This window comes from Bradyrhizobium icense, from assembly GCF_001693385.1.
Lineage (GTDB): Bacteria > Pseudomonadota > Alphaproteobacteria > Rhizobiales > Xanthobacteraceae > Bradyrhizobium > Bradyrhizobium icense.
Map to the genome: position 1 here is coordinate 1,467,771 of NZ_CP016428.1, position 26,626 is coordinate 1,494,396.

Consider the following 26,626-nt stretch of genomic DNA (forward strand, 5'->3'; position numbering starts at 1 on the left):
AGGCCGATTTGAGAGTACCTCAACGCCCGACGGCTTTTTGTTACAAAATCTGCGGTTTGAAGTCGCGCACCGGGTGCTGATGGCGATTTCCGGCGCTCTGAGGCATCTTTGCCGCAGCTTGGCAGCGATCACAAATGGCTGGTGTGGGCCGAATTTCGAGGATTTGTCTTGAATGCGCCGCGATCTTCCGTCATCTGCCGTTAACCGTCCGGTGGGGCTTGGGGTCTATACAAAGGCGATGATGAACAACCGCATTTTGACGATTTGTGCCGCCATTGCCGCTGGCATGGCGGGAACTTCGCTCGCCCATGCGCAGCAGGGTTATCCGCAAGCCCCTGGCCAGGCCTATTCGACAGCTCCGGGACCGTACGTGCCCGGTGGCTATGCGGCCGATGAACGCCGTGGCCCCGGCGAACCAGATTTCGACGCTCTGGAAGACGACGAGGCGCCGAACGCGCCGGGTTCGGCCGCGTTGCCGCCACCCGGCCCGGTGCTGTCGCCCAGCGATCCCCGCTATGGCCGCCCGGCCGCCGCTCCGGTCTATTCGGACCGTGGCGCCCCGATGCCCACGGGCCCGATCCTTTCTCCCGACGATCCGCGCTACGGCCGCCCGGCCGCTGGCCCGGCCTATTCGGACCGTGGCGCCGCGACGCCGACGGGCCCGATCCTTTCGCCCGACGATCCGCGTTACGGCCGCCCCGCCGGTCCGCCGCCGGTGATCTATGCGGACCGTCCGCCCGGTTCGCAGCAACAGGTCTATTCGGATCGCGGCGATAGCCGCATTCCCGGCGCCGGTATCGTCTATCCGAACGACGACGGCCTGCGCCCGCCGGGGGCCATCAGCGCCGCACCGGCGGCCGCGCCCGCCGCCACTGGCGCGCTCCCGCAGTCGCAGCAATCCGCAGTTGGAGCTGACGGCAAGCCGGTGCAGCTCGCCGCGCTGCCGCCGGAAGAGCAGCCGGAAGTCGGCCCTGCGCAGCTTCCGCCGCATCTGCGCCGCCAGGAAGTGGCCTTCACGACCAAGGAGCCCGCGGGCACCATCGTTGTCGATACCGCCAATACCCACCTCTATTACGTCCTCGGTGGGGGACGTGCGATCCGCTATGGCGTCCGCGTGGGCCGCGACGGCTTCACCTGGAACGGCGTACAGAAGATCAGCCGCAAGGCCGAGTGGCCGGACTGGCATCCGCCGACCGAGATGATCGAGCGCCAGCCCTATCTGCCGCGCTTCATGGCCGGCGGCCCCGGCAATCCGCTCGGCGCACGTGCCATGTATCTGGGTTCGACCATCTACCGCATCCATGGCACCAACCAGCCGTCGACGATCGGCAAGTTCGTCTCTTCGGGCTGCATCGGCATGCTGAATGAGGACGTCTCCGACCTGTTCGAGCGCGCCAAGGTCGGTACCCGCGTGGTCGTGATGCCCGGTGGCCCCCCGCCCGCCAATACCGCAAGCGCGTCAGCCGCTCCGCCGCCCGCCTCTGGCCCGGCTGCCGCAGCAGCCTCCAGACCGGCTCAGGCCCAGCTGGCGCCCGCTTCCGGTGCGCAGCCGGCGGTGGTGCCGCCGCTGCCCGCGCCGGTCACGATTCGCTAGGCTTCAGTCACAACGACGTTTCGAAGGCGCGCCGACGGCGCGCCTTTTTTGTTGTCGATCCGCGCGCCATGCGGAACCGCGACCTTCAGCCACATTCGCGCGCTTGAATTCACATTTGCTCGGACTACGTGCCGGCCAGAATTGTGGGGCAGTAGCAGGAGGATTTGGCATGCGGATTTTTGTTGCAGGCGCTACTGGCGCTGTGGGCCGTCCACTCGTTGCCGCGTTGATAGCGGCAGGTCATTCCGTCGTTGGCACGACGCGAACGGCAGCAAAGGCCGAGATCATCAGACGGATGGGCGCGGAACCTGCGATCGCCGATGGGCTCGACGCGCCGGCGATTCGCGCCGCCGTGATCGCGGCGAAGCCGGATGTCGCCATCAACCAGATGACCGATCTCGCCGCTGTCACCGATCTCAGGCATTTCGATCGTGCCTTCGCCAGCACCAATCGATTGCGCACGCAGGGCACCGATTTTCTCTTGGCGGCTGCGCGTGAGGCCGGCGTGAAGCGCTTCATCGCCCAGAGCTTCTGCGGCTGGACCTACGGCCGCAGCGGCGACCCGATCAAGACTGAGGCCGATCCGCTCGATTTCGATCCGCCGGAAGAACTGCGCCGCACGCTGGACGCGATTCAGTATCTGGAGGACGCCGTCACCAGCTCGGCGAATCTCGAAGGGATCGTCTTGCGATATGGGTCGTTCTACGGCCCCGACACCGGCATGCTCTCACGCGCAATGATCGAACAGGTGCGGCGCCGCCGCGTGCCGCTGATCGGCGGCGGTGGCGGACTGTGGTCGTTCATCCACGTCGATGATGCGGCTGCCGCGACCGTCGCTGCCATCGAGCGCGGCATATCAGGCGAGATCTACAACATCGTCGACGATGAACCGGCGCCGGTCGCCGAATGGTTGCCCGCGCTTGCCACGCTGGTTGGAGCGAGGCCGCCCATTCGCGTGCCGGCTTGGCTCGGCCGGTTGTTCGCCGGCGAGCACCTGGTTTCGATGATGACCGAGGTGCAGGCAGGCTCCAATGCCAAGGCCAGGCGGGAGCTGGGCTGGCAGCCGGCGCATCCGTCGTGGCGTCAGGGGTTTGCGGAAGTTGCCAGCGGGGCAACTGCACAGCACGCAGCCTGAGCCTTTCTGTTTTAGGCCAGCCGCTGCTTCGGCTCGCCCTTGAACCAGGCGTCGATGCCCTCGACCATCTGCTGATAGTGGTTTCGAAAACTGTCCTCGGTGACGTAGCCGAGATGCGGCGTCAGCACGATATTGTCGAGCTTGCGGAAGGGATGGTCGACCGGCAGCGGCTCGACCGAGAACACGTCGATGCCGGCGCCGGCGATCCTCTTTTGTGTCAGCGCTTCCAGCAGTGCGCCTTCGTCGACGATCGGCCCGCGCGCGGTGTTGACGAGGTAGGCGGTCGGCTTCATCCGCGCGAGGTCATCACGCCCGACCAGGCCGCGCGTGCGCTGGCTCAGCACCACATGGATGGTGACGATATCGGCGGCCGAGAACAATTCTTCCTTGCTGACATAGGTGACGCCGACTTCCTTGCACTTCTCCGGCGTCAGGTTCTGGCTCCAGGCGATCACGTTCATGCCGAAGGCTTGCGCCAGCTTCGAGACTTTGGTGCCGAGCTTGCCGAGGCCGATGACGCCGAGCGTGCGGCCCTCGATCTCCATGCCGACATGTGCCTGCAACGGCTCGCCGGCATGCATGCGGGCGTTTTCGCGGCCGATATTGCGGGTCAGCTCCAGGATCAGGCCCATTGTCAGCGGCGCGGTCGGGTCGCGGCCCCATTGGGTACCGCACAGCACCACCTGGTGGTCCTTCGCGGCTTCCATATCGATCGCGGCATTGCGCAGGCCCGAGGTAATCAGGAGCTTCAAATTGGGCAGGCCTGCAAACATGGTGCGCGGGAACGGGGTGCGCTCGCGCATCGCGCAGATGATCTCGAAATCCTTCAGCGCGCTGGCTGCGGCTTCAGCGGTCGAAAACGGCTGATTGAACACCGTGACGTCGACGCGGTCGGTGACTTTGGACCAGTCGGCGACCTTGAGCGCCACATTGAGATAATCGTCGAGGATTGCACAGCGCAGCCGCGTCATGGGGAAGGTCCGTTGATGGCGAGGATGACGGCGGGAAACGCCGTCAGGAGGGTCGCCATGGTTGCGCGCAATCGGGGGCGGCGCAAGCGGACTAAACGCAGGGCAGGCTCAAATAAAAGCGAAAGCTCAGTTCTGATGACCGAGATGCTTGGCGCGCCAGGCCGGTCCCGGGCCGCGCATATAGTGCAGTTCCGGACGGTAGGGGTTGAACGCCCTGGCGATGAACTGGCGCCAGAAGGCGCGAAGTTCTGCCAGCGGTTTCGCCAGTCCGGCGTGTGCGTGAGCCGGGGCGGAAAGGGGTGCCAAACCGATCGTAGCCATGACGCGGGCCCTTGTTCTCAGCCGCGGCGGTAAGGCCGCGTGAAACGCTTTTTCGGCGCTGAAAACGATTTTTCGCCCGATTTATTAAAAGATAGTTTCAATTGTCGGGATCTCGGCGGACATGGTGTCCATCCCGTAATCATCCGTAGTGAACGGACGGAAAACGCCCTCCTGCGGTTGCCCTTTGGGGGCCGCGCCGCTACATCAGCGGCAGCAAATTTCCGTAAAATCCAACGATTCCAAGGATCGCGATGGCTCGCCAGTTCATCTATTTCATGCAGGGTCTGACCAAGAGCTACCCGACCCGAAAGGTGCTCGACAACATCCACCTGAGCTTCTACCCGGACGCCAAGATCGGCGTGCTCGGCGTCAACGGTTCCGGCAAGTCGACCCTGCTCAAGATCATGGCCGGCCTCGACAAGGAGTATAGCGGCGAGGCCTGGGTCGCCGAGGGCGCCCGCGTCGGCTACCTCGAGCAGGAGCCGCACCTGGACCCCGCGCTGACCGTCCGTGAAAACGTCATGCAGGGCGTCGCCAAGCAGAAGGCGATCCTCGATCGCTACAACGAGCTGGCGATGAACTATTCGGACGAGACCGCCGACGAGATGACCAAGCTGCAGGACCAGATCGAGGCCGCAGGCCTCTGGGATCTCGACAGCAAGGTCGACCAGGCGATGGACGCGTTGCGCTGCCCGCCCGACGATTCCGACGTCACGAAACTCTCCGGCGGCGAGCGCCGCCGCGTCGCGCTGTGCCGGCTGTTGCTGGACCAGCCGGACCTCTTGCTGCTGGACGAACCGACCAACCACCTCGACGCCGAGTCGGTTTCGTGGCTCGAAGGCCATCTACGCAATTATCCCGGCGCGATCCTGATCGTGACCCACGATCGCTACTTCCTCGACAACGTCACGGGCTGGATCCTCGAGCTCGACCGCGGCCGGGGCATTCCCTACGAAGGCAATTATTCGTCCTGGCTGGTGCAGAAGCAGAAGCGCCTCGAGCAGGAGGGCCGCGAGGAGGCCGCGCACCAGAAGACGCTGGCCCGCGAGCAGGAATGGATCGCGTCCTCACCGAAGGCACGCCAGGCCAAGTCCAAGGCGCGCTATCAGCGCTATGAGGAATTGCTCAAGCAGGCGAGCGAGAAGCAGACGCAGACCGCGCAGATCACGATTCCCGTGGCCGAGCGCCTCGGCCAGAACGTCGTCGATTTCGAAGGGCTCACCAAGGCATTCGGCGACCGCGTGCTGATCGAGGATCTTACCTTCAAGCTGCCGCCGGGCGGTATCGTCGGCGTGATCGGCCCCAACGGCGCCGGCAAGACCACGCTGTTCCGGATGATCACCGGGCAGGAGAAGCCGGACCAGGGCACGATCACCGTCGGCGAGAGCGTGCACCTCGGCTACGTCGACCAGTCGCGCGACGATCTCGACGGCAAGAAGACGGTGTGGGAGGAGATTTCGGGCGGCAACGAACTGATCCTGCTCGGCAAGCGCGAGGTCAATTCGCGCGGCTATTGCTCGTCGTTCAACTTCAAGGGCGCCGACCAGCAAAAGAAGGTCGGTGCGCTGTCGGGCGGCGAGCGCAACCGCGTGCATCTCGCCAAGATGCTGAAATCCGGCGCCAACGTGCTGCTGCTCGACGAGCCGACCAACGACCTCGACGTCGATACGCTGCGCGCGCTGGAAGAGGCGCTGGAGGATTTCGCCGGCTGCGCCGTGATCATCAGCCATGATCGCTGGTTCCTCGACCGTATCGCCACCCACATCCTGTCTTTCGAAGGCGAGAGCCATGTCGAATGGTTCGAAGGCAACTTCCAGGATTATGAGAAGGACAAGATGCGAAGGCTCGGCCAGGACAGCATCATTCCGCACCGCGTGAAGTACAAGAAGCTGACGAGGTGAACCAATCGGGCGTTTGCATGATGAGTGTCCTGCTTGTGCTGCGGCCAGTTGTCGCTTCACACGGCAGTGACAGTGCGTAGATATAGGCGTCATTCCGCAATTCCAATCCTGCAGCGAGCCTCCCCTGATGTCCCTTACCCCCGAAACACCCTTGCCACCCAAAGGTAAGGGGAGGGCATTGCGCCCCATTCCGATGCTGATCTTCGGCTCCCGCTGGCTGCAATTGCCGCTCTACGTTGGGCTGATCGTCGCGCAGGGCGTCTATGTAGTGCTGTTTCTGAAGGAGCTGTGGCATCTGTTCGCCCATGCCTTCGATTTCAGCGAACAGCAGATCATGCTGGCGGTGCTGGGCCTGATCGATGTCGTCATGATCTCGAACCTTTTGGTGATGGTGATCGTCGGCGGTTACGAGACCTTCGTGTCCCGCCTCAACCTGCAGGGCCATCCCGACGAGCCGGAATGGCTCAGCCACGTCAACGCCAGTGTGCTGAAGATCAAGCTGGCGATGGCCATCATCGGCATTTCCTCGATCCATCTGCTGCGCACCTTCATCGAGGCCGGCGCGCTGACATCGGGAAAGAGCACGTACACCGAAACTGGCGTCATGTGGCAGACCATCATTCATACGGTCTTCATTCTGTCGGCTATCGGCATTGCCTATGTCGACCGTGTCTCGAACATGGCTATCGACGAAGCAAAGCGCGCCGTTTCGCATTGATGGGCGCTTTTAAGCCAATTGGAGTTTTTGCTTTGCGAACGGGAGCGATCGCCGCAATTCTGATGGGCGCTGCGGCGATGCTTGGATCGGCACAACCGGCGTTCGCCGCCGACGCCGCCTTCACCCAGTTCGTCGCCTCGCTATGGCCGGAGGCGCAGGCAGCCGGCGTATCGCGCGCGACGTTCGATCGCGAGACACGGGGACTGGAGCCCGACTACAAACTGCCCGATCTCTTGCTGCCTGGCCGGCCCCCCACCGGCGCGCCGGCGCAGGCCGAGTTCGTGCAGGTCCCAGCCGACTACGTGAAGGAAGCTTCGATCGCGCGGCTGGCGGCCGAAGGGCAGAAGCTGATGCAGAAGCATCGCGCGGCGCTCAGCGAAATCGAGAAACGTTTCGGCGTACCCGCAAGCATCGTGCTCGCGATCTGGGGCCGGGAGACCGATTTCGGCCGCTACCGGTTGCCTTACGATACGCTGCGCGTGGTCGCGACGCAGGCCTATGTCGGCCGGCGCAAGGATCAGTATCGCACCGAGTTCATTCAGGCGCTCAAACTTCTCGCCGAGGGCGCGGTGACGCGCAAGGAGTTTCGCTCATCCTGGGCCGGCGCCACCGGCTACACGCAATTCCTGCCCTCCGAATATTACAAGCACGGCGTCGATCTCGACGGCGATGGCCGGGTCGACATCTGGCGCTCGGTGCCGGACGCACTGGCCTCCGCCGCGCAGCAGCTCGTCAACAAGGGCTGGCAGGCGGGCGTGCGCTGGGCCTATGAGGTGAAGGCACCCGCCAATGTCGATTGCACCGTAGGCGTGCCCGAGGTGACGAAGCCGATCGCCGAATGGCTGCGCGCGGGCTTCGTGCCGGTGCGCGGACAAAGGCTGAGCGCGGCCGAACAGGCACAGCCGGCCTCGCTATTGCAGGTGGAAGGCATCTACGGCCCGTCGTTCCTCACGACGAAGAACTACTTCGTCATCAAGGAATACAATTTCTCCGATCTGTATGTGCTGTTCGTCGGCCATCTAGCCGACCGCATGACGAGCCCGCTGCCGTTCGCGACGCCGTGGTCGGCCTCGACGCAATTGCGCTCGGCCGATGTCGAAGCCATGCAGCGTCATCTGACGCGGATCGGTCTCTACAAGGACAAGCTCGACGGCAAGGCCGGCATGCAGACCCGTGCGGCACTCGGCGCGTATCAGAAGTCTGCCGGCCTCAAGGTCGATTGCTGGCCGAGCGAGGCGGTGCTGCGCTCGATGAGCGGGGGACGCTGACTACGTCGTACACATCGTAGCCGGATGAGGGCAGCGATATCCGGGAGCGGTGCCGGCATCATCCCCGGACGTTGCTGCCTCACCTTGGCTACAGGACTGGGGCGGTCTCTTTGGATACCTAGTTGCAGTAAGTTTGATTCCCTATGCGTTGGCACGTACGGCCGTCGCTGAAGTAGGTGAAGTTCCCAATCGCTTGGGAGCTGGTGCCGTCACTGTAATAGTCGAAATTTCCGATTCTCTGAGAACTTGAGCCATCGCTGTTGTAAGTGAAATTTCCTGTGCGCTGGGATGAAGTCCCATCACTCCAATAGGTGAAATTTCCATTCTTGTGGCCTGAGAGACCGTTGTCGCAACTAACGAAGCTACCGATTCGCTGGCAACTATCGGCCTGTGCAGCGGTCGCGACGAATACTAGGGCAACCGAAAACAGAAATCGCATGTCTCAACCCCATTGTTGAACGTGGATGAGACCACGCGATTCGTTAAACTGGAACACTGGTAACTTCAAACTTGGACACGGGCCTCGGAATACGGACAGTACCCTGCGTCGTCACAAAGAAAAAACCCGGCCGAGATCTCGGCCGGGTTTTTGATCACGCGCGCGGCTCGCGCGGCAATCGATCAGATCAGTTGCAGATCTCGACGCGGCGATAGCGCCAGTCGTAGCCGTCCCAGAAGCGCTCGCGAACCATGCGGCACGCCGGATAGGGCGCTTCTTCCACGTATACCGGACCGCCATAGGCCGGACGGCTGGAGGCAATCGCACCGCCGATGATCGCGCCGCCGAGCAGGCCGGCCGCCACGCCTGCGGCAACGCCACGCTGTGCGTTTGCGGGCGTCGAGGCAAGCGAACCGGCAATCGTTGCGACCGCGACCAAGGCAGCAAATGTCTTCTTCATGTCCTGAGCTCTCCTGGAGTGGGTGGCACCTTCAGGCGCCGGGTTTAGGGGTGACTCACACGCTGTTTCGAACTGCCGCTTCGCCAAAAAAGCGCACATGGGTCAATCGAAAGTAAACGTTCCTGATGGGTGCCCGAAAAAAACGGTTTTTTCAGGCCGGGAAAGGCATCCATCCCGGAAAAGCAGTGCTTTTCCGGGATGTTGGGCCGCAAATTTAATGAAGATGAACGAGCGTTAGTCGCAGACCCTGACGTTGCGGACCCGCCAACCATAACCGTCCCAGAACCGCTGCCGCTGCCAGATGCAGGACTCGCCGTAGCCGGGATCGACGACATAGGCGGGGCCCCCATAGCCGGGTCCGTAATAGCCCGGACCGTAATAGTAGCCGTTCTGCGAAGCAATCGCGCCGCCGATAATGGCGCCGCCGATCAATCCGGCTGCGACGCCCGCGGCAACGCCGCGCTGCGCTTGGGCGGGAGCGGGAACAGCCACGGCCGAAACGGTCAACGCGGCCGCGGCACCGAGCGCCATCAATGTCTTCTTCATGGCCTCACCTTTCTCAGAAGGGCATTGGGGTTCGTCCCGGCAAAAGTTCCACATTTCGCTTGAATGATCAATGAACGCCGAGGCCTCCAGCAATGACGAAAACGGGAGGTGAGGCAGGTCACGGTGCGAAGATACCAAAATGCTCTTCTTGGTCTTTGAACGCAGGACACGACGGCGATGAGCGGAATGGCGGCATTCATGGTGGCGGTCGGCGGGACATCGCTGATCTGCTATTTCCTGATGAACCGGGTGCAAAACCGCCATCCGCGGCGCGAAAGCGCGGGCGCCGACACCTATGGCGCAACTTCCGGCGATAGTTCCGGCGGCAATGGCTGGAGCCTGCTTTCCTGGTTTGGCAGCCACAGTTCTTCGTCGGATAGTTCCGGCTCGTCCAGCGACTGCGGTAGCGACAGCGGCGGAGGCGGCGGCGATGGCGATTGACGCGAAATTCGCCGGCAAATCAGCGCCAGCTTGATTCACCGCAATATCGGCCATTTAGATTCATTCCAGTATTTCCCTCGGCATCAGTTTGGAATTGCTTGAAAATGCTGCTTTTCCTTTTGCATCTCGGCGCGCTCTTAAATATCGATGAAGCCGCATCACCCAAGGTCTTACCGGTTTCATGATCGTCTGTTCCTGCAACGTGTTGAGCGACCACGATGTCCGTAATGCTGTGACTGCAGCTTCGGACCTGCCGCGGAATCCGAAACAGATTTACGGTTGCCTCGGCTGCAGCGCCGAATGCGGCCGCTGTGCGCGCACCATCAAGACAATCATCGACGAAGCGCTCGGCGCCTGCGCCAAGGAATGCTGCTCTGGTTGCCCGCACACGCGCCAGGCCGCTAACGACGAGCCAGCGCAGGAAACTGCCTCGTCATTCGCCCTCGCGGCCTGCTGAAACCCCCTCGAATCCACCGATTTCAGCCGTTCCCCACCGCATTTTTGCGCGGAACGGTTGCTCTTGGCTCCAAACTGATTTAGAAACGTTCTAAATACAGGTGTCAGGCCGCGTCGGCCTGAGGAAATCGGAGTGGACCCATGCAGGGCGATCCCAAAGTCATCGACTATCTCAACAAGGGCCTGCGCAGCGAGCTCACCGCGATCAACCAGTACTGGCTGCACTACCGGCTCTTGAACAATTGGGGCCTGTTGGATTTTGCCAAGGTCTGGCGCAAGGAATCCATCGAGGAGATGGAGCACGCCGACAAGTTCACCGACCGGATTTTGTTCCTCGACGGCTTTCCCAACATGCAGGTGCTCGATCCGCTTCGCATCGGCCAGAACGTCCAGGAAATCATCGAATGCGATCTCGCCTCCGAGATCGCCGCGCGCACGCTCTATCAGGAAGCCGCAACCTTTTGCCACGGCGTCAAGGACTACGTCTCGCGCGACTTGTTCGAAAGCCTGATGAAGGACGAGGAACATCACATCGACTTCCTCGAAACCCAGCTTGACCTGATCCAGCGCATCGGCCTCGAGCTCTACACGCAAAAGCACGTCGGCGGCCTCGAGAACGGGGACTGATTTTCTTACCCTTCCCCTGGAGGGGTCCGAGACGAGCGAAGCTCGCTCGTGGGTCGCCGCGAATCGGCGGGATGGGGTGACGCTCTATCCCCTCGATCAGTGCCGGAATGGAGAGACAGTCACCCCACCCCGTCTCGCATTTCGCTTCGCTCTATGCGAGCCGACCCTCCCCCTCCAGGGGACGGCAATCTCGCCACGACAATCTTCCCTACAACTGCGTCTTGTATCGCTCGTAAATCTCCGCCTGGCTTTCGCGCTCACCGAGCCCGGTCTGGTCGTGGATCACTTCGCCGATGCTCGGCATCACCGAACGCTCGACCTGCGGAGCCGCCCACAGTTTCGAGCGCATCAGCGCCTTGCCGCAGTGGAAATAGGCCTCCCTGACGTCGATATGCAGCACCGCGCGCGGCGGCTTGCCGAATTCGATCATCGAGGCCATCAGCTCCGGTTCCACCGATAGCTTGCCCTTGCCGCCGACGCGCAGCGTTTCGTCGATTCCGGGCACGAAGAAGATGAGCTGCACGAAACCCGAGCCTTCGACGATATTACGAAAACTGTCGATGCGGTTGTTGCCCGAGCGATCCGGCATCACTAGCTGGTTCGGCCCCGCGACATGGACGAAGCCCGGATTGCCGCCGCGCGGCGAGGCATCGACGCTGCCGTCCGAGCCGGAGGTGGCCAGCACGCAGAACGGCGACATGCCGATGAATTTCTTCGCATGGGCATCGATCTCCGGCCGCGCCTTGGCGATCACGCGCGGCGTGGGAGCGGGATAGATCGTGGCGAGGTCAGAAGGGGCAAGATCGGACAAGGGCGGCTCCTTTGCGTTTTTCTTCAGATTATCATCCGCGGGTCCCGCCGTCATCTTGAAGAACCTAAACCGCGTCCGCCGGCACGAAGCAGCTGATGATGATGCTGCCGCGGTGATGCACGTACCACACTACGGCCTCGCCGATCGGGTTGCCCTGGTCGCGAATGACCGCGCGCTCGGGCACCTGCATCCATTGGCCCTCGATCGGTACCCAATAAGCGCCGCCGCGAACGTCGTAGCTGGTGCGATGGCCGTCGGAAATATCGCAGCACGGCACGCCGTTCGGCGCGATCACGCTCTTGAACCAGGCGCGGATGTCGGGCGGCACGTGGTCGTACTGGCCCCTGTCGACGGCGAGCACCGTGCCGGCCAAGGTCGAAAGGCAGACGAGCAAGCCGAATGGCGCAAGCCTTCGCATCCGATCCTCCGCTTTCGTTTGTCTCGTGCTCGAGGGGGCGCATCGTTCACGATTCATGATGCACGGACAATTCAAGCGGAGCCCGCTTGCGGATGCACGCTCAAATAATGAGCGATATTGGTGCGCAGATTTGATGCGGTGCGAAATCACGGTTTCTTCTTGTCGCATGCTGCCTTTGTCGCGCGCCTTCATCCGCGATTCGGCGCGACATTCTTCGCCACCGCAAGCGCTTTGCGGCCATCGATCGTCGCTCGATCCCACCAGATCGGCGGCAATGCGCGCCGCCGCCTAGCCCTCCACCTCGGTTTCCGGCCGGTCGTTGCCGGCAGCGGTCTCGGAGTGCCATCGTCCGTCAGCGGTTTCGTATTCGATCACCTCGGTGCGGCCGGGCACCCGCTGTTCCGCGGCTGCGCGCCGCGCGGCTGCCAGCGCCGTGGCGCGGTTCGGAAACGGCTCGGAAAACACGCCGTTGACGGTGTAGGCCCAGCCGCCGTCATGTTCGACGATCTTGTAGGTCACGTGGGGCATCGGGAACTCGCTGGTTGCAGGTGCCGACAGGGGTGAACACGTCGTCAGATTCGTGACAAAATAAGCCTCGCCGTCGGATTTTGCACCGGCCGTTCGTCCTTGATCGACGACCCCTGCAGAAGAGAGAACCATGTGCCGCAACATCAAGACCCTGTTCAATTTCGATCCCCCAGCCACGCATGCGGAGATCCATGCCTCCGCGCTGCAATTCGTGCGCAAGCTTTCCGGATTCAATTCGCCCTCGCAGGGCAATGCCGAGGCGTTCAACCGCGCGGTTTCCGAAGTCTCCGACAGCGCACGGCGTCTGCTGGCCTCGCTGCAGACCAACGCCCCGCCGCGCGACCGCGAGGTCGAGGCCGAGAAGGCGAGGGAGCGCTCGCGGGCGCGGTTTGGCTGAAGCCGGAGGAAGCAGTCGAACTACTGCCAGCTCAGCCCGCACCCCACTTCACCGGAAGATTGAGCAATCCCCGAAACGCCCAGCCGCCGATCCGCACCGGTTCGCGCTCGTCCAGCCGCAGCCGCTTCAGCCGCGCGAACAGGCTCGGCAGCGCGACATCGGCCACCATGGCGCGGGAAGCGAACGCGCCGGCGCAATAATGCGGGCCGGCGCCGAAGGCGATGCTTTTTTGCGTATCGCGGGTAATGTCGAAACGATCGGGATCGCTGAAGCAGGCCTCGTCGCGGTTGGCGGAGCCGAACATGAAGAACACGCGGTCCTCCGGCTCGAAATCGACGCCGTGATACGTCCACGGCTTTGCGACGCGGCGCGGCGACATCTGGATCGGCGCGATCCAGCGCGCATATTCCTCGAACACGTCGATCCATTTCGCTTTTTCCTCGCGCACCACTGCGAGCTGCTCAGGATGGGTCAGCAGCGCCCAGGTCGCGCCTGAAATCGCATCGCGCGGCTCGTTCTGGCCGCCGGAGATCGCCAGCTTGATGTTGGCGCGGATGCTTTCCATGTTCTGGCCCGAAGCCAGCAGCACGCTCAGGATCGAGGTGTTCGGGTGCTTCTTCACCACCGGAATCATGTCGTCGATCGCGGCGTCGATGCCGGCGGTCGCAGCATGGCAGCGCGCCTCGACCTCCTTGTTGCCGGTGTAATTGGCGATGCCGTCGATCATCGCCTGCGACCATGCGTCCATGTCCTGGTAGCGCATGTTGGTCAGCCCGGTGACGTCTTTTAAGCATTCGGCCGACAGCGGCAGCGCGAACGCCTTGCAGAGATCGGCTTCGCCCTTTGGTGTCAGCTCATCGAGAATGCGGTCGGCATGGGCCTGGAATTGCCGAACCCAGGTGTCGCGCACCGTGCGCGGCGACACGGCGGGAAACATCGCCTGCCGCTCCGTCATGTGCGCTTCGCCGTCCTTGCGCATCATGTTGTGGCCCATCAGCACGTTCATCAGCCCGTTCGGCTGATGCGAGGAGAACACGTCGATGCGCTTCTCCTGCGTGAAGATGTCGTCGCGCTTCGTGAACACGGTCGAGCCGAGCTGCGGCACGAAAGCGATCGGCGTCTCCTTGCGCATCTTCGCCAGCGCAGGATAGGGATCGGCCCAGAAGGTGGGAACATCGATATCAAAATGCGGGGCGTTGGACATGAGGGCCTCACACCGCGCGATAGCCGCCGTCGACCATCACGATCGATCCGGAAACGTAAGCCGACAGGTCGGACGCCAGGAAGATCGCGGGGCCGACGATGTCCTCCGCGGTACCGGGCCGGCCGAGCGGCGTGTGATCCATGAAAGTCTTCACCAGTTCCGGATCGTTGGCGCGGGCGTTGGCGTTCAGGGGCGTTGCGATAAAGCCGGGACCGATCGCGTTGACGCGGACGCCTTCCTTGCCGAGTTCGGCGGCGAGCGCCCTGGTGAAGCCGAGCACGCCGTGCTTGGAGGCGGTGTAGGCCGGCGAGCTCGGCGTGCGCACATGGACGAAGGACTGGATCGAGCCGATGTTGACGATGCGCCCCTTGCTCGCGCGCAAGGGTTCGAGAAAGGCATGTGTCACGTTGAAGACGCCGGTGAGGTTGATCGCGATGATGTCTTCCCAGTCGCTGATCACGGCGTCCGCCGCGCCCAGCATGCCGTTGCGGCGGACGATTCCGGCATTGTTGACGAGAACCGAGACCTGTCCGACCTTGTCGGCAATCTGCTTCGCCATCGCGACGCAGTCCTCGCGCCTGGCGACGTCGAGCGCGAAGCTTTCGGCCATGCCGCCGATTTCCTTTGCCGCTTCGGCTGCCGCCCTCTCGTCCCTGTCGAGCAACACGACGCGCGCGCCCTCCCGCGCATAGCCGATCGCGATGGCGCGCCCGATGCCGGAACCTGCACCGGTGATGACGGCGATGTGATTTTGGAGAAGTGGCATGGCGCGTTTCCTCTTGCTTGGTTTTGCCAGAGGATAGCAAGCGCGCCCGCTTGTACAAGGTGGGAGAAGGTGGGGAAGTAGGGTTGGCAAAAGCCACCGGGTCGCGCGAATGCGCGCCCGATGACAGGGTCCGCGTGCCCACCATTAAAGGAAAGGTGGGCACGGCGCTTGCGCGCCTTTGCTCACCCTACAACATCTTACAGTTGGCAGGTGCCCTTCTTGAGCATGCCGTCCTTCACGGCGAGCGCGGCGGCAAATGTCGGGACCGGCTTGCTGACGGTCTTGTAGTTCGAGGGGATCGGCTTGGTCGGAATGCTCTGGTCCCAGACCTGGCAGACGCCGGTGCCTTCCCAGCGGATCAGGTGATAGGCGGCTTCGGCGGGGCTGGTCGCGACGATCGCCGTAAGCGCAAGACCGGCGGCAGCAGCAAGGGCGGTAACTCGAAGCATGGGCAAAATACTCCTGTCTTGGAAAAAATGCGTGCTCGCACTTCCCGCAAGGGGATTGAGCGGGCTTCCGGCCGGGGATGACCGGGCATTCCTTTGGTGTAACTGATACGTGATTGGTTCAAAGGCACCTCATGAAAAAGGCCGGCGCGTCATCCTCGCGCCGGCCTTTCCTTGGCTGCAGCCCGCATGAGCGAAAGCGATATGCGGGGGGAGGGAGTTGCGGAATGGGTTAGCGAAATCGTTACGCCCTGTTACAGTTTGCTCCCGTCGGCAGCGGAGCGATGCCGACATCGGAGTTGGAGGTCAGGCATGATGCAAACGGCAACCGGACGGCGCGCGTCGCGCCGGCGCAACGGCGCCAGCGCCGTACTGTCGATGCTGTGCGCGCTGGCCGCATTGTCGTTTGCATCGAGCGGATCGCCGGCCGCTTCTCCGATCGCGGTCGCGGTCGCGGATTTCGATTATTTCGACACCTCCGGCGAGGTCGTGGACCAGAGCGCGGAGCATCGCGCCCGCGTGGCCTCGTTTGCCGCGTTGCTGCGCGATAATCTCGCGGCCCAGGGCGATTATCGCGTGGTGCCGATCGAATGCCCCGATCGTCCCTGCACCGCCACCAGCATGTCGCAGGACGTCTTCATCGCCGCCGCGCGGAAGGCCGGCGCGCGGCTCGTGGTCTATGGCGGCATCCGCAAGATGAGCACGCTGGTGCAATGGGGCGAAATCCAGTTGCTCGATCTCGAAGCTGAGAAACTGTTGATGCGGCGAACAGTGACGTTCCGCGGCGACAACGATGCCGCCTATCGCCATGCCGCCGATTTCGTCGGCAATACGCTGAAGGAATCCATGCCGAAGCCGTGAGTATTATGTTTGGTGGGTTAGGCGAAGCCGTAACCCACCGAGGGTCGCAAGGTCGGCGGGTTACGCTTCGCTAATCTTACTGCGTCATGATTTTTCTGCGCGTGCGTGATGCTGCGGCGGCGCCGCAACAAGGGCATTGTATGATCGTTTTGCTGAGGGCCCGGCTCAGCCGCACGCGCATGGTTGCGATCGAGTTCGGGACGTGGCGTTCAGGCCGCAAGGGCAGATCCTCTGGGTCGATAATCGTCGGGTAAGGGAGGTACCTGGACTGGCGCGGCGGAACGAGGTTCTGAGGGGGGAATCGTCGCCTGTTCGGCGATGAGGAAGCCGTAGGCCGCGATGCACAGGGTGGCGTGATGATGGAAGCCACGCCAGCCGCGCCCTTCGTAGTGACCGAGCCCGACCTCCTGCTTGAGCTCCTGATAGTCGCGCTCAATGCGCCAGCGCAGCTTGGCCAGATCGACCAGCTGCGTGAAGCTGACGTTCTCCGGCAGCGTGGCGAGCCAGTATTTGGTTGGCTCTGCTTCGCCCTCCGGCCATTCGATCAACAGCCACTCAGGCGACAGCTTCTCGGGGATCAGTTTGTTGTACCCGACGCGGACACGCACACGCGCGAAGCGCGAGGATAGCTGGTCGGCCGAGCCTTCCCGCCACGTCACCGCGCGCCAGGCCTGCTTCGGTAGACCGAGTGCCACTTTTTTGGCCGAGACCAGTTCGGGCTCATCGCGGCGGCCGGTGTTGTTCATCGGCTTGTCCATTCGCCGTGGGCCGCTGCCTGGGGCCCACATCAAGATGGTCGGCACGATGCCGACCACGTAGGGCACGCCCAATTCCGTCATGCCTGCACGCAGCCGCGCGTCCCTGCCGTAGGCCGCATCCATCAACGCGACGCCGCGTGGCAGACCGCTCTCGCAGGCCCAGCGGATTTGCTCCAGCGCGATCTGCGGCTTGGTCTTGAACTTGATCTGCTTCGGCACGCCTGCCTTCTTCCGCCGGGCACGATCCTTCGTCCAAGCTTCCGGCAGGTACAGCCGATAGGCCACCGGAAGGCTGGCGGCATGATTGGCGACCGACAGCGACACCGCGACCTGGCAATTGGCCTGCTTGCCGAGTTGCCCGCAATATTGGTGGTGCACACCGACCGAATGCTTGCCTTGCTTGGGGAACGAGGTGTCATCGATGATCCACGCCTCGATCGGCCCGCTCTTCTCGATCGCCGGCAACACCATCTCGCGCACCTTGGCCAGCACGTCCTCGTCCGACCAAGCCGCGTTGGCGACAAAATGCAGCAACGACTGGTGCTGTGCCGCCGTGCGCGCTGGAGCCGTCCGCGCCGCCATCGGCTCAACGCTCTTGCGCTCCCCAGGCAGCATCAGGCCCATGCAATAGTCGCGCAGCGGTCTCGTCCGCTCCACGTGACCGATCACGCTTCCAAGACCGGCCACATACTCCGCAAACCGCGTTTCGCTATCTCCACCCTGATCGAGATTCATCTGGCCCTCCGCGCCAAATATTGAATCTCCTCAATTACTTGATTCTCAGCCTCTATGATTGCGACCGTCTGACTCAGTAGTACTAACCCGCCCTACGCCTTCGTCAGTGAGGCAACAGCTTCGATCTCGATCAGCATCTTCGGATCGGGCAGCGCCTGCACCACACAGGTGGTGCGGGCGGGGTAGGGCGCGGGCCCGAAGGCCGACGCATACAGCACGTTCATGGTGGCGACGTCGGATGCGCGCGTCAGCAGCACGTTGACCTTGACGAGATCGCGAAACGTCGCGCCGGCCTCGTCGAGCACGCGCTTGATGTTGGCGACGACGAAGCCGAATTGCGCCTCGAAGCCGTCGGCCAGCGCGCCCTTGTCGTCAAAGCCCGGAATGCCCGAGATGAACAGGAGGTCGCCGGTGCGCGTGGCAAAGGATAGCGGCGGGGCCTTGACGCCGGCGGGCGGCGCAAAATGCTGGATCGGGGCCATGGGACACCTCCTGGATGGTTCGGTGCCTTGAAGCCTAACGCGCCGCTGCCTCGCTGGAAAGGCAGCGGCGCACGCGCTTCGTGACCCGCCGATTGGTTTGAAGGTCCCGCCCGGGAAATTCGTTGGACAAGAAATAGCGGGATACGATCGCCGTGAGAGTAATGCAGTTCACAGGCCGGCATGTTTTTTGGTCGTGCAATCGTGATGAAATTGTGTCGGATGCACGGCGCGGTCGGCATGCGCAGTGCGCCGCGCGGGCCGAATATGCTTTGCCCCTTGCGCCGATCGGTTACAATCCGATAGTTGCGACTCAATCGGCGCCCGCAAAGCCCGCCCGGCACTTTTCCAATTGCAAGCCCTCCGGAGATACGTTCCATGAAAACGCCATCCGCCCTTCGTGCCGCCGTGCTCGCACTCGCGGCCTTCGCGGGCATCACGCTGTCCTCCGCCGCGCATGCCGACGAAGGTTTCGTGCAGCTCACGATCTACAAGGCGGGATGGATCATCGGCGGCTCCGGCGGCAGCGGCGTTCTGAATTTTCACGGGCGACGCTATCCGCTGTCGACCGGCGGGCTCGACTACGGCCTGGTGTTCGGCGGATCGAAGACGGTGCTGCGCGGCCGCGTCAGCAACATCTATCGTCCCTCCGATGTCGCCGGCGTTTACGGCGCAGCCGGCGCGGGCCTTGCGGTCGGCCGCGGCGCGCGCGCGATCGTGCTGACCAACCAGAAGGGCGCGGTGCTGGAATTGACCGGGCACCAGGTCGGCTTGATGGCGAACGCCGATCTCTCCGGCCTCGCGATCACGATGCGGTAGCGTCTTGTAGGGTGGGCCAAGGCGCGCGAGCGCCGTGCCCACCATCCAGCACGTCGCGCGGAATGGTGGGCACGCTTCGCTTTGCCCACCCTACGGCATGGGCACTTGGTGATGAACCGCGAAGAGCTAGTTGCCGCATACACTGCAGCAAACCGCCACTATCATAACCTCGCGCACATCGAAGACTGTCTCGCTGTGCTCGCGCGCGTCGACAATCTTTCGGCAGCCGAGCGCGAAATCCTGACCGAGGCGATCTGGTGGCACGATGTCGTTTACGACCCGACGCGCTCGGACAATGAGGAACTCAGCGCGCAACTGGCCGAGCAGCACGTCCGCGAGGATATCGGAGCGGAAGTGGCCCGCCTGATCAGCCTGACAAAGACGCATGACGTCCAGCCCGGCGATCGCCTGGGCGCCATCCTGATATCGATCGACCTCAGCATTTTGGGCGCGGAGCCCGCCCGCTACGACGCCTACGCCGCCGCGATCCGGCAGGAGTTCATCCACGTGCCGGAAGCCGACTATCGCGCCGGCCGCGCCAGGGTGCTCAGCCAGTTCGCCGCCCGGCCGGTGATCTTTCCCGATGAGGCCTTTGCCGCGAGATATGACGCCCAGGCCCGCGAAAACCTTGAGCGCGAGCTGGCCGCTTTGCGCTGACGATTGCCTAACGCCGAGAAAATCCTGCTTGCCGATTTCCACGCCGTTGTGGCGAAAAATGCCGTGGGCGGTGGCGGCGTGAAAGTAAAAATGAGCAACACCTCGGGCTGGATGTTCTTTGCCTTCAGTGCGCTTCTGCCTTGCTGAGCAGACCGGAAAGGCTGCCGAGAATCTGCGGGAAGGCCGGCACGGTTAGGTCGTGGAAGACATGCGATGCTCTTTTCGTGATGTGGAAAATCGCCTTAACAGGATGAGGTGTTTTCCGACATGGGAGGGCGATCGGGAAAATTCAACGCCGCTGGCCGCCGACCGCGACCAGTTATTCTAGCCTAGTGCACGCTGCCACTCGGCTTGATCCTGCCTGCGCGCAGCCGGCCGACGATGCCGGTCGGGAAGAAATACACGCTGGCGATAAACAGCAGGCCGAGCCAGAGCAGCCAGCGGTCCGGGTGCAGCAGCCCCGGCAGCAGCGGTAGCCCCGCATTCGCCGCGGCCTCCGATGCCACGCTCATCAGCGCCTGAAGATAGTTCTGCGCCAGGATGAAAATCGCAGCGCCGACGATCGCGCCGTACATCGTGCCCATGCCGCCGATCACCACCATCAGCAGGATGTCCAGCATGATCGAGAAGCTGAGCGAGGTGTCGGGGCCGGCGTATCTCAGCCAGAGCGCGTTCAGCGCGCCGGCGCTCGCAGCCACCAGCGCTGCCAGGCAATTGGCGTAGGTGAGATGAAACACGGTCCGATAGCCGAGCGCTTCGGCGCGAAACCGGTTCTCGCGGATTGCCTGCAGCACCCGGCCGAACGGCGAGTTGACGACGCGCAACAGCCCGAGGATCATCGCCGCGCATGCTGCGAACACGATGTAGTAGGTGAGCGTGCGGCCATTGATCGCGAAGCCGAACCAATCCTTCGGGATCAGGATCGTTCCGGGGCGCAGCAGTTCCGGCAGCTGAAAGCTGCGGCCGTCCTCGCCGCCGGTCAGCCACGACAGTTGCGAGGCCAGCACCAGGAACGCCGACGCCACGGCAAGCGTAATCATCGCAAAGAAGATTGCCTCCACCCGCAGCGAAAACAGACCGATGCCGAGCGCCAGCAATGCTGCCAATGGTAGCGCGAGGGCAAGCCCGGTGGCGACCGCCGTCCAGGTCGGCCCCATGGAGTACAGCGCGATCGCGATGCCATAGCTGCCGATGCCGTAGAACATGGTATGAGCGAACGACACGCTGCCGGTGTAGCCGAGCAAAAGATCGTAGGATGCCACCAGCGCGGCAAAGATGCAGATCTTGGTCGCCACATTCATGGCCTTGGCACCTGGAAACAGCAGCGGAGCCACCGCCAGTGCGGCGATAATCGCAACCAGCAGAATGCTTAGAACCCGGCTGCGCGGCGGATCGCCTGACAGGATCATCATCGGCTCGTTACCGCGTAAAGTCCGCGCGGCCGCCACATCAGGACAGCGACCATCAGCAGGATGTTGGATACCAGCGCCAGCTTTGGAACCAGAAAGCCGCCGTAGTTCGCGACCATAGCGACGAGCAGCGCGCCGATGAAGCAGCCGCCGATCGACCCAAGGCCGCCGATGATCACCACGATGAAGATCAGCACCGTGAGATCATTGCCCATCGAGGCATGAACCTGCTCGCGATAGAGCGCCCACATGATTCCGCCGAACCCGGCGAGCGCGGAGCCGACCATGAACACGCCGAGAAACAGTTGGCGAATGCGATAGCCGAGCGCCTCGACCATCTCGCGGTTCTCAACGCCGGCTCGGATCAAGAGACCGATCTTGGTCCGGTTCAGCACTAGCTGAATAGCGAGAAACACGACGAGGCCGACCAGCATCGCCAGCAGGCGGTATTTTGCGATCGCGACATCGCCGATGATGAAGGAGCCGCGCAGCGACGACGGCAGCGGCAACGGAATGATCTGCGGTCCCCACAGGGCATACAGCGCCTGCTCAGCGACGATCAGCCCGCCCGTCGTCATCAGGATCTGCTTGAGGTGCTGGCCGTAGACCGGAAGAATCAGCACGCGCTCGACAACGAGGCCCAGCGCGCCGGATACCGCCATCGCCAGCAAGGCTGCCGGCGCCAGCACCGCGAGATTGACGAGAAGCGAGTCCGCCTGCACCGAGCCTGCCAGCGGCAGCAGCACCAGCGTTGCGATGTAGGCTCCGACCGCGATGAAGGCGCCGTGGCCAAAATTGAGCACGTCCATCAGGCCGAACACCAGCGTCAGTCCGGACGCCATGATGAAGATCATCATGCCCATGGCGAGGCTCGCCACCGTGAGCGTCACCCAGGAACTTCCCGATCCGATCAGGGGCAGCATTGCCAGTGCCAGAATGACCGGCAGCAGTGCGGGAAGGAAATCTCGCTTCGGCTTCGGCAACGGGTCGGTAGCAGCGAGATCGGTCACTGATGGGTCTCCAGGCTCAATCCGAGCAGGCGCTCCTGCGCCGCGCTGTCGTTTGCCAGCTCCGCCATGTCGCCGCGATGGACGATCTTGCCATTGTCCATCACCAGGACGGCGTCGCCGATCTGCTGCGCAACGTGGAAATTCTGTTCGACCAGAAGAATGGTTGCGCCGCGGCGCTTGATCTCGGCAAAGCACTCGATCAGCGCCATCACGATCGCGGGCGCGAGGCCCTTGGTCGGCTCGTCGATCAGGAGCAGCTTGCGCGGTTCGACGATGGCGCGGGCGATCGACAGCATCTGCTTCTGTCCGCCAGACAAGGAGCCGGCGCGCGACAGCCAGAAGCGCCGCAGCGCCGGAAAGAATCCGAAAATCCATTCGAGGCGGGAGTCGTCGAGCGGGCCGTCGCGGGCGGCCAGAACCAGATTTTCCTTCACTGTGAGGTCGGAGAATACTGCCATGCTTTCGGGTACGTAGCCGATGCCGAGACGCGCAATATCCGGCGTCGCGCGCTGTTCGATGCGTTGTCCGGCCAGCGAGATATGGCCTGACGATGCCGGCCACAGCCCCATGATGGTGCGCAACGTCGTGGTCTTGCCGGCGCCGTTGCGGCCCAGCAGCATCGTGGTCTGTCCTTCAGGCACGACAAAATCGACGCCATGCAGGATGTGATAGCGCCCGATATGGGTGTGGATGCCGGCAAGGGTCAGGAGATCGCTCATGCCGCGCTCTTTCCGGGGGCGATGCCGAGATAGGCCTCCTGCACGATCGGCGAGGCGATCACCTCCGCCGGCTTTCCGTCGGCGACCAGCTTGCCATTGTGCAGGACGATGATGCGGTCGGCGAGCGAGCGCACCACGTCCATCTTGTGCTCGACCAGCAGAATGATCTTGCTGGTGTCCTGCTTCAACCGCGCGATCAGGTTGAGGACGACTGGGACTTCGTCGACGCTCATGCCGGCGGTCGGCTCGTCGAACATGAACACCTTCGGTTCCAGCGCCATCATCAGGGCGACCTCGAGCTTGCGCTGGTCGCCATGGGAAAGCGCAGTGGCTGCGACATTACGGCGATTGCCGAGCGCGATGCTGTCGAGAATGGCGTCGGCGCGGGCAATCAGATCGCGCCGGGTCATCCAGGGGCGCAGCATGTCGTAATGCACGCCGCTTGCGGACTGTACCGCCAGGCGGACGTTTTCCTCCACGCTCAGGTTTGGAAACAGGTTGGTGAGCTGAAACGCGCGGCCGAGCCCGGCCCGGGTGCGAAGCGGCGCGGACAGCTGCGTGATATCGGCGTCGTCAAACAGGATGCGGCCTTCGGTTGCGCGCAACTGCCCGGAGATCAGGTTGAAATAGGTGGTCTTGCCCGCGCCGTTGGGGCCGACGATGGCGGTCAGTTCGCCGGGGCGAAACGTGCAACTGACATGGTCGACGGCGACGTGACCGCCGAAGCGGATGGTCAGATCGCGGGTTTCGAGGGAAAGGGTCATTCGCGGTCGTAGGTGGGTGTGTTGCCGGCAGGGCGGATGGATTGCCGGGGCGAACCCGGCAATCACGGATCATGTCAAGGCGCCGGACGCTTCCGGCTTCCGCAATTACCGCTTGTTGCGGATTGGAATGTTCATGTCCTCGATCTTGATCTCGCGGACCGGCTCGTTCACCGCCCAGGCGACGTTCGGATCGACCTTGACCTTGAAGTGATACATGCTCTGCAGCGCCTGATGGTCCTCTTTCCGGAACACCATCTTGCCCTTGGGCGTGTCGAACTCCATGCCTTCCATGGCCGCGATCAGCTTTTCCGTGTCGGTGGACTTGGCCTTGGTGACGGCCGTGACCACGGCCATCGCGGCGGAGAAGCCGCCGGCGGTAAAGAAATCCGGCGGCGCGTTGAAACGCTTCTTGTGTTCGGCCACCAGCCAGTCGTTCACCGGGTTCTTCGGAATGTCGTAGTAATAGTAGGTCGCGCCTTCCATGCCGGGCAGGCGCTTGTAGGCGGTGAGGGCGGGCAGGATGTTGCCGCCGGTCGAGAGTTCGATGCCGTAGCGCTTCGGGTCCATGTCCTGCAGCTTGGTCAGGGGATCGCCGCCGCCGGCCCAGATCACCCAGATGATCTTGCGCCCTGGCTTGTCCTTCAGCGCGTCGAACAGGCGCTGACCGGCCGCGGTGAAATCGGTCGTGGAGGTCGGCACGTATTCTTCGGCCGCCAGCGTTGCACCGGTTTTCGCCAGCGCTTCCTTGAAGGCGGCGACGCCGTCGCGGCCGAACGCGTAGTCCTGCGCCAACGTCGCGATCGTGACACCGGGCTTGCCGATCGCCACCGCGTTCGAGATCGCGTCCTGCGAGGAGTTGCGCCCGGTGCGGAAGATGTACTTGTTCCACTTCTCGCCGGTAATCTGGTCCGCGACCGCCGGCTCGACAATCAGGATCTTCTTGTTTTCCTCGGCCACCGGCAAATCTGCCAGTGCTGCGGCTGACGACGTCGTGCCGATGGCAATGTCGACCTTGTCGTCCTGATATGCTTCGGCAAGCGCGGCCTTGGAGAGATCCGGCTTGCTCTGATCGTCCTTGGTGATGATGACGATCTTGCGGCCATCGAGCATCATGGTGCCCTTGGTGGCGTATTCGAAGCCCATGCGCAGGCCGGTCTCGGTCTGCTTGGCGTAGGCTTCCAAGGGGCCGGTCTTGCCGTAGATCAGGCCGATCTTCAAATCGTCCGCAAAAGCGGCAGTGGCAGTGAGCGCGAGAGTAGCGGCAGCAATGAACTTGGTTTTATGCACGAGTGTCCTCCACAGTTATTGCGGCGCACTCTAGAGCATCTTTCCGTCTGGTGGAAAGAGGATTAGCGCGGTGTGCCGCGCATTCTTGCGAGCAATTCGGCGGTAGGCCAGGAATCTGCGGGCAGACCGAATTTGATCTGCATCAATTTCGTCGCACTACGGCTCACTTGCCCCCGGCAGCTTTGTCGTGAGGTCAGCCTGCTCCCACGGAGAATTTGCGCCGCGCGCACTTCCTGCAGCCACGGCTCCCGCGCCGCCATTTCAATGCTACGGTTCTACGATCACCGCGCGGCCGGCATCACCAGGCCGGCGGGCTGCGCCTGGACGCTGGGGCCGCGCATTCGCGCCAGCAATTCCGCCGTCGGCCAGGAATCCGCAGGCAGTCCGTATTTGATCTGCATCGCCTTCACCGCCGTGCGGCTCAACTGCCCCATGATGCCGTCGACCTTGCCGACATTGTAGCCCGCGCGCACCAACAACTGCTGCAGCTCCTTCAGTTCGTTGAGCGGCAATTGCGCGACCGGCGCGGACGGCTGCCGCATCGGCGCGGCGCCGGCGATCCGGCTGGCGAGATAGGCGGCGGTAGTCGAATAGATCAGCGAGTTGTTCCACTCTGTATAGGCGGCGAAATTCGCGTACGCCAGGAACGCCGGTCCGGTGCGGCCCATCGGCAGGAGCAGCGAGGCCGGCAGGTCGTCGTTCGGCAGCGGCCGGCCGTCGGGATAGGTGACGCCGAGTTGCGCGAACTTTGCGCGCGGCAGTTTTGTCGTGAGGTCAGCCTGCTCCCACGGAAAGTTCTGCGGCGCCCGCACTTCCTGCAGCCACGGCTCGCCGCGCCGCCATTTCAATCCGTTGGCGATGTAGTTCGCCGTCGAGCCGATCACGTCGGACGCGCTGCGCAACAGGTTGCGACGGCCGTCGCCGTCGTAATCCACTGCGTAGTTGAAGTAATGCGTCGCCAGGAATTGCGTCTGCCCGAGCTCGCCGGCCCATGCGCCGATCATCTCGCTTGCCGTGAGATCGCCGCGATCGATGATCTTCAGGGCGGCGATGGTTTCCTTGCTGAACATCTCCGAGCGGCGGCAGTCATAGGCCAGCGACACCAGCGAGCGCAGCGTATGCAGATTGCCTAGCTCGGCGCCAAAACTGCTCTCCAGCCCCCAGAACGCGGCGATCACCGCCGGCGGCACGCCATATTCCTTCTCGGCACGGTTGAACGCGGCCGCATGCACCCGGATTCGCGCCTGCGCATTTTTTGCCGCGCCGTCGGACGCCCTGTTCCGGGCGAACTCGGTGAACACCTGGCCGAACACGCGCTGGCCGCGGTCGCGGTTGACGATGCTTTGGTCATAGACGAGGTAGGGCGCGGCTTCGGCCAACGTGCGCTGCGACACGCCCTCCGCAATCGCCTGCTGCTTCAGATCGGCGAGAAAGCGGTCGAATGATAGGCCGTTGTGGCAGGCGGCGGCGCGGGGCGCGCGCGCAACGGCCGGCGGCTGCTGACCCGGCACCGGCGCGGCCACCGGTCTCGGCGCGGGACGGGTCGGGGCGGGAGCCGGTTGAGCGATGGCGAGAGATGAAAGGGACAAGGATGCCGCGGCAGCAAGGAGAAGTCTGAAGAACGGCATCCATGTCTCCGGGGAAAGCGTGAGTCCGAAAGCCAAATTCTAGACCGGCCGGT

The 26,626-nt window shown here is 63.2% G+C and carries 30 protein-coding genes and 1 pseudogene; 12 read left to right on the forward strand and 19 right to left on the reverse strand.

What is annotated here, in order from left to right; translation table 11 throughout:
• The first annotated feature begins 238 nt into the window (after window positions 1-238).
• Together LMTR13_RS06945 and LMTR13_RS06950 are read left to right on the forward strand one after the other, a co-directional pair.
• Entirely contained in the window at window positions 239-1,594 is a 1,356-nt protein-coding gene (locus LMTR13_RS06945) for a L,D-transpeptidase family protein (RefSeq protein ID WP_065732487.1), read from the forward strand.
• 169 nt (window positions 1,595-1,763) lie between these two features.
• Complete coding sequence (locus LMTR13_RS06950; protein ID WP_065727243.1) at window positions 1,764-2,729, forward strand: NAD-dependent epimerase/dehydratase family protein; 966 nt, start codon at window positions 1,764-1,766, stop codon at window positions 2,727-2,729.
• A gap of 11 nt (window positions 2,730-2,740) precedes the next feature.
• Here the strand turns inward: LMTR13_RS06950 and LMTR13_RS06955 are convergent, their stop codons facing one another.
• Together LMTR13_RS06955 and LMTR13_RS06960 are read right to left on the reverse strand one after the other, a co-directional pair.
• Window positions 2,741-3,700, reverse strand: coding sequence for a D-2-hydroxyacid dehydrogenase family protein (locus LMTR13_RS06955; RefSeq protein WP_065727244.1), 960 nt, complete (start codon window positions 3,698-3,700; stop codon window positions 2,741-2,743).
• Between the two features lie 126 nt (window positions 3,701-3,826).
• A complete protein-coding gene (locus tag LMTR13_RS06960; RefSeq protein ID WP_065727245.1) occupies window positions 3,827-4,021 on the reverse strand; it encodes a hypothetical protein in 195 nt (64 codons plus the stop codon).
• 251 nt (window positions 4,022-4,272) lie between these two features.
• Between LMTR13_RS06960 and ettA the strand changes: the two genes are divergently transcribed.
• From ettA to LMTR13_RS06975, 3 genes are all read left to right on the forward strand, one after another.
• A complete protein-coding gene (ettA, locus tag LMTR13_RS06965; protein WP_065727246.1) occupies window positions 4,273-5,922 on the forward strand; it encodes an energy-dependent translational throttle protein EttA in 1,650 nt (549 codons plus the stop codon).
• Window positions 5,923-6,049: 127 nt separating this feature from the next.
• Window positions 6,050-6,640, forward strand: coding sequence for a TIGR00645 family protein (locus tag LMTR13_RS06970; protein WP_065727247.1), 591 nt, complete (start codon window positions 6,050-6,052; stop codon window positions 6,638-6,640).
• Between the two features lie 62 nt (window positions 6,641-6,702).
• Window positions 6,703-7,908, forward strand: coding sequence for a lytic murein transglycosylase (locus LMTR13_RS06975; protein WP_065727248.1), 1,206 nt, complete (start codon window positions 6,703-6,705; stop codon window positions 7,906-7,908).
• Between the two features lie 626 nt (window positions 7,909-8,534).
• Here the strand turns inward: LMTR13_RS06975 and LMTR13_RS06980 are convergent.
• Together LMTR13_RS06980 and LMTR13_RS06985 are read right to left on the reverse strand one after the other, a co-directional pair.
• Window positions 8,535-8,807, reverse strand: a complete 273-nt coding sequence (locus LMTR13_RS06980) for a hypothetical protein (protein ID WP_065727249.1) — start codon at window positions 8,805-8,807, stop codon at window positions 8,535-8,537.
• A 234-nt stretch (window positions 8,808-9,041) separates the two neighbouring features.
• Entirely contained in the window at window positions 9,042-9,353 is a 312-nt protein-coding gene (locus tag LMTR13_RS06985; protein ID WP_065727250.1) for a hypothetical protein, read from the reverse strand.
• 177 nt (window positions 9,354-9,530) lie between these two features.
• On the opposite strand from LMTR13_RS06985, the gene LMTR13_RS06990 reads away from it, so the two are divergent.
• The 3 genes from LMTR13_RS06990 (at window position 9,531) to bfr (ending at window position 10,877) form a co-directional block, all read left to right on the forward strand.
• A complete protein-coding gene (locus LMTR13_RS06990) occupies window positions 9,531-9,794 on the forward strand; it encodes a hypothetical protein (RefSeq protein ID WP_065727251.1) in 264 nt (87 codons plus the stop codon).
• Between the two features lie 181 nt (window positions 9,795-9,975).
• On the forward strand, window positions 9,976-10,251 hold the full coding sequence (locus tag LMTR13_RS06995) for a (2Fe-2S)-binding protein (protein ID WP_065727252.1): 276 nt from the start codon (window positions 9,976-9,978) through the stop codon (window positions 10,249-10,251).
• A gap of 140 nt (window positions 10,252-10,391) precedes the next feature.
• Complete coding sequence (gene bfr / locus LMTR13_RS07000; protein WP_065727253.1) at window positions 10,392-10,877, forward strand: bacterioferritin; 486 nt, start codon at window positions 10,392-10,394, stop codon at window positions 10,875-10,877.
• A 208-nt stretch (window positions 10,878-11,085) separates the two neighbouring features.
• On the opposite strand, the gene LMTR13_RS07005 is transcribed toward bfr, so the two are convergent.
• From LMTR13_RS07005 to LMTR13_RS07015, 3 genes are all read right to left on the reverse strand, one after another.
• Window positions 11,086-11,688 carry an MSMEG_1061 family FMN-dependent PPOX-type flavoprotein gene (locus tag LMTR13_RS07005; protein ID WP_065732488.1) on the reverse strand — a complete coding sequence of 201 codons (603 nt, stop codon included), beginning with the start codon at window positions 11,686-11,688 and terminating at the stop codon, window positions 11,086-11,088.
• Between the two features lie 64 nt (window positions 11,689-11,752).
• Window positions 11,753-12,106 (reverse strand): hypothetical protein, encoded by a 354-nt coding sequence (locus LMTR13_RS07010; protein WP_065727254.1) that lies wholly within the window; start codon window positions 12,104-12,106, stop codon window positions 11,753-11,755.
• A gap of 288 nt (window positions 12,107-12,394) precedes the next feature.
• Window positions 12,395-12,634, reverse strand: a complete 240-nt coding sequence (locus tag LMTR13_RS07015; protein ID WP_065732489.1) for a DUF2188 domain-containing protein — start codon at window positions 12,632-12,634, stop codon at window positions 12,395-12,397.
• Between the two features lie 130 nt (window positions 12,635-12,764).
• On the opposite strand from LMTR13_RS07015, the gene LMTR13_RS07020 reads away from it, so the two are divergent.
• On the forward strand, window positions 12,765-13,031 hold the full coding sequence (locus tag LMTR13_RS07020) for a DUF2277 domain-containing protein (RefSeq protein WP_065727255.1): 267 nt from the start codon (window positions 12,765-12,767) through the stop codon (window positions 13,029-13,031).
• A 31-nt stretch (window positions 13,032-13,062) separates the two neighbouring features.
• On the opposite strand, the gene LMTR13_RS07025 is transcribed toward LMTR13_RS07020, so the two are convergent.
• The 3 genes from LMTR13_RS07025 to LMTR13_RS07035 form a co-directional block, all read right to left on the reverse strand.
• Window positions 13,063-14,235 (reverse strand): cytochrome P450, encoded by a 1,173-nt coding sequence (locus tag LMTR13_RS07025; protein ID WP_065727256.1) that lies wholly within the window; start codon window positions 14,233-14,235, stop codon window positions 13,063-13,065.
• A 7-nt stretch (window positions 14,236-14,242) separates the two neighbouring features.
• Complete coding sequence (locus tag LMTR13_RS07030) at window positions 14,243-15,001, reverse strand: SDR family NAD(P)-dependent oxidoreductase (protein ID WP_065727257.1); 759 nt, start codon at window positions 14,999-15,001, stop codon at window positions 14,243-14,245.
• Window positions 15,002-15,198: 197 nt separating this feature from the next.
• On the reverse strand, window positions 15,199-15,450 hold the full coding sequence (locus LMTR13_RS07035; protein WP_065727258.1) for a hypothetical protein: 252 nt from the start codon (window positions 15,448-15,450) through the stop codon (window positions 15,199-15,201).
• A gap of 309 nt (window positions 15,451-15,759) precedes the next feature.
• On the opposite strand from LMTR13_RS07035, the gene LMTR13_RS07040 reads away from it, so the two are divergent.
• Complete coding sequence (locus LMTR13_RS07040; RefSeq protein ID WP_065727259.1) at window positions 15,760-16,308, forward strand: DUF2380 domain-containing protein; 549 nt, start codon at window positions 15,760-15,762, stop codon at window positions 16,306-16,308.
• A gap of 209 nt (window positions 16,309-16,517) precedes the next feature.
• Here LMTR13_RS07040 and LMTR13_RS07045 read toward each other — a convergent pair whose 3' ends face one another.
• Both LMTR13_RS07045 and LMTR13_RS07050 read right to left on the reverse strand, forming a co-directional pair.
• Window positions 16,518-17,801 (reverse strand): IS701 family transposase, encoded by a 1,284-nt coding sequence (locus LMTR13_RS07045; protein WP_065727260.1) that lies wholly within the window; start codon window positions 17,799-17,801, stop codon window positions 16,518-16,520.
• A 92-nt stretch (window positions 17,802-17,893) separates the two neighbouring features.
• Window positions 17,894-18,283 carry a RidA family protein gene (locus LMTR13_RS07050; protein WP_065727261.1) on the reverse strand — a complete coding sequence of 130 codons (390 nt, stop codon included), beginning with the start codon at window positions 18,281-18,283 and terminating at the stop codon, window positions 17,894-17,896.
• 375 nt (window positions 18,284-18,658) lie between these two features.
• On the opposite strand from LMTR13_RS07050, the gene LMTR13_RS07055 reads away from it, so the two are divergent.
• Together LMTR13_RS07055 and LMTR13_RS07060 are read left to right on the forward strand one after the other, a co-directional pair.
• Window positions 18,659-19,099, forward strand: a complete 441-nt coding sequence (locus LMTR13_RS07055; protein ID WP_065727262.1) for a hypothetical protein — start codon at window positions 18,659-18,661, stop codon at window positions 19,097-19,099.
• A 111-nt stretch (window positions 19,100-19,210) separates the two neighbouring features.
• Window positions 19,211-19,756 carry an HD domain-containing protein gene (locus LMTR13_RS07060; RefSeq protein ID WP_065727263.1) on the forward strand — a complete coding sequence of 182 codons (546 nt, stop codon included), beginning with the start codon at window positions 19,211-19,213 and terminating at the stop codon, window positions 19,754-19,756.
• Between the two features lie 12 nt (window positions 19,757-19,768).
• On the opposite strand, the pseudogene LMTR13_RS38725 reads toward LMTR13_RS07060, so the two are convergent.
• The 7 genes and pseudogenes from LMTR13_RS38725 to LMTR13_RS07090 all read right to left on the reverse strand — a co-directional run.
• Window positions 19,769-19,849, reverse strand: a pseudogene (locus LMTR13_RS38725) (DUF1993 family protein); the annotation flags it as partial.
• 236 nt (window positions 19,850-20,085) lie between these two features.
• Window positions 20,086-21,168 (reverse strand): branched-chain amino acid ABC transporter permease, encoded by a 1,083-nt coding sequence (locus tag LMTR13_RS07065; protein WP_065727264.1) that lies wholly within the window; start codon window positions 21,166-21,168, stop codon window positions 20,086-20,088.
• Window positions 21,165-22,175, reverse strand: coding sequence for a branched-chain amino acid ABC transporter permease (locus LMTR13_RS07070; protein ID WP_065727265.1), 1,011 nt, complete (start codon window positions 22,173-22,175; stop codon window positions 21,165-21,167). Before LMTR13_RS07070 ends, LMTR13_RS07065 begins: the two co-directional genes overlap by 4 nt.
• Complete coding sequence (locus tag LMTR13_RS07075) at window positions 22,172-22,894, reverse strand: ABC transporter ATP-binding protein (RefSeq protein WP_065727266.1); 723 nt, start codon at window positions 22,892-22,894, stop codon at window positions 22,172-22,174. The genes LMTR13_RS07070 and LMTR13_RS07075 overlap by 4 nt, the downstream gene beginning before the upstream one ends.
• Window positions 22,891-23,658, reverse strand: coding sequence for an ABC transporter ATP-binding protein (locus LMTR13_RS07080; protein ID WP_065727267.1), 768 nt, complete (start codon window positions 23,656-23,658; stop codon window positions 22,891-22,893). The genes LMTR13_RS07075 and LMTR13_RS07080 overlap by 4 nt, the downstream gene beginning before the upstream one ends.
• 105 nt (window positions 23,659-23,763) lie before the next feature.
• On the reverse strand, window positions 23,764-24,945 hold the full coding sequence (locus LMTR13_RS07085; RefSeq protein ID WP_065727268.1) for a substrate-binding domain-containing protein: 1,182 nt from the start codon (window positions 24,943-24,945) through the stop codon (window positions 23,764-23,766).
• Between the two features lie 281 nt (window positions 24,946-25,226).
• Window positions 25,227-26,573 carry a lytic murein transglycosylase gene (locus tag LMTR13_RS07090; RefSeq protein ID WP_065727269.1) on the reverse strand — a complete coding sequence of 449 codons (1,347 nt, stop codon included), beginning with the start codon at window positions 26,571-26,573 and terminating at the stop codon, window positions 25,227-25,229.
• Window positions 26,574-26,626 lie beyond the last annotated feature (53 nt).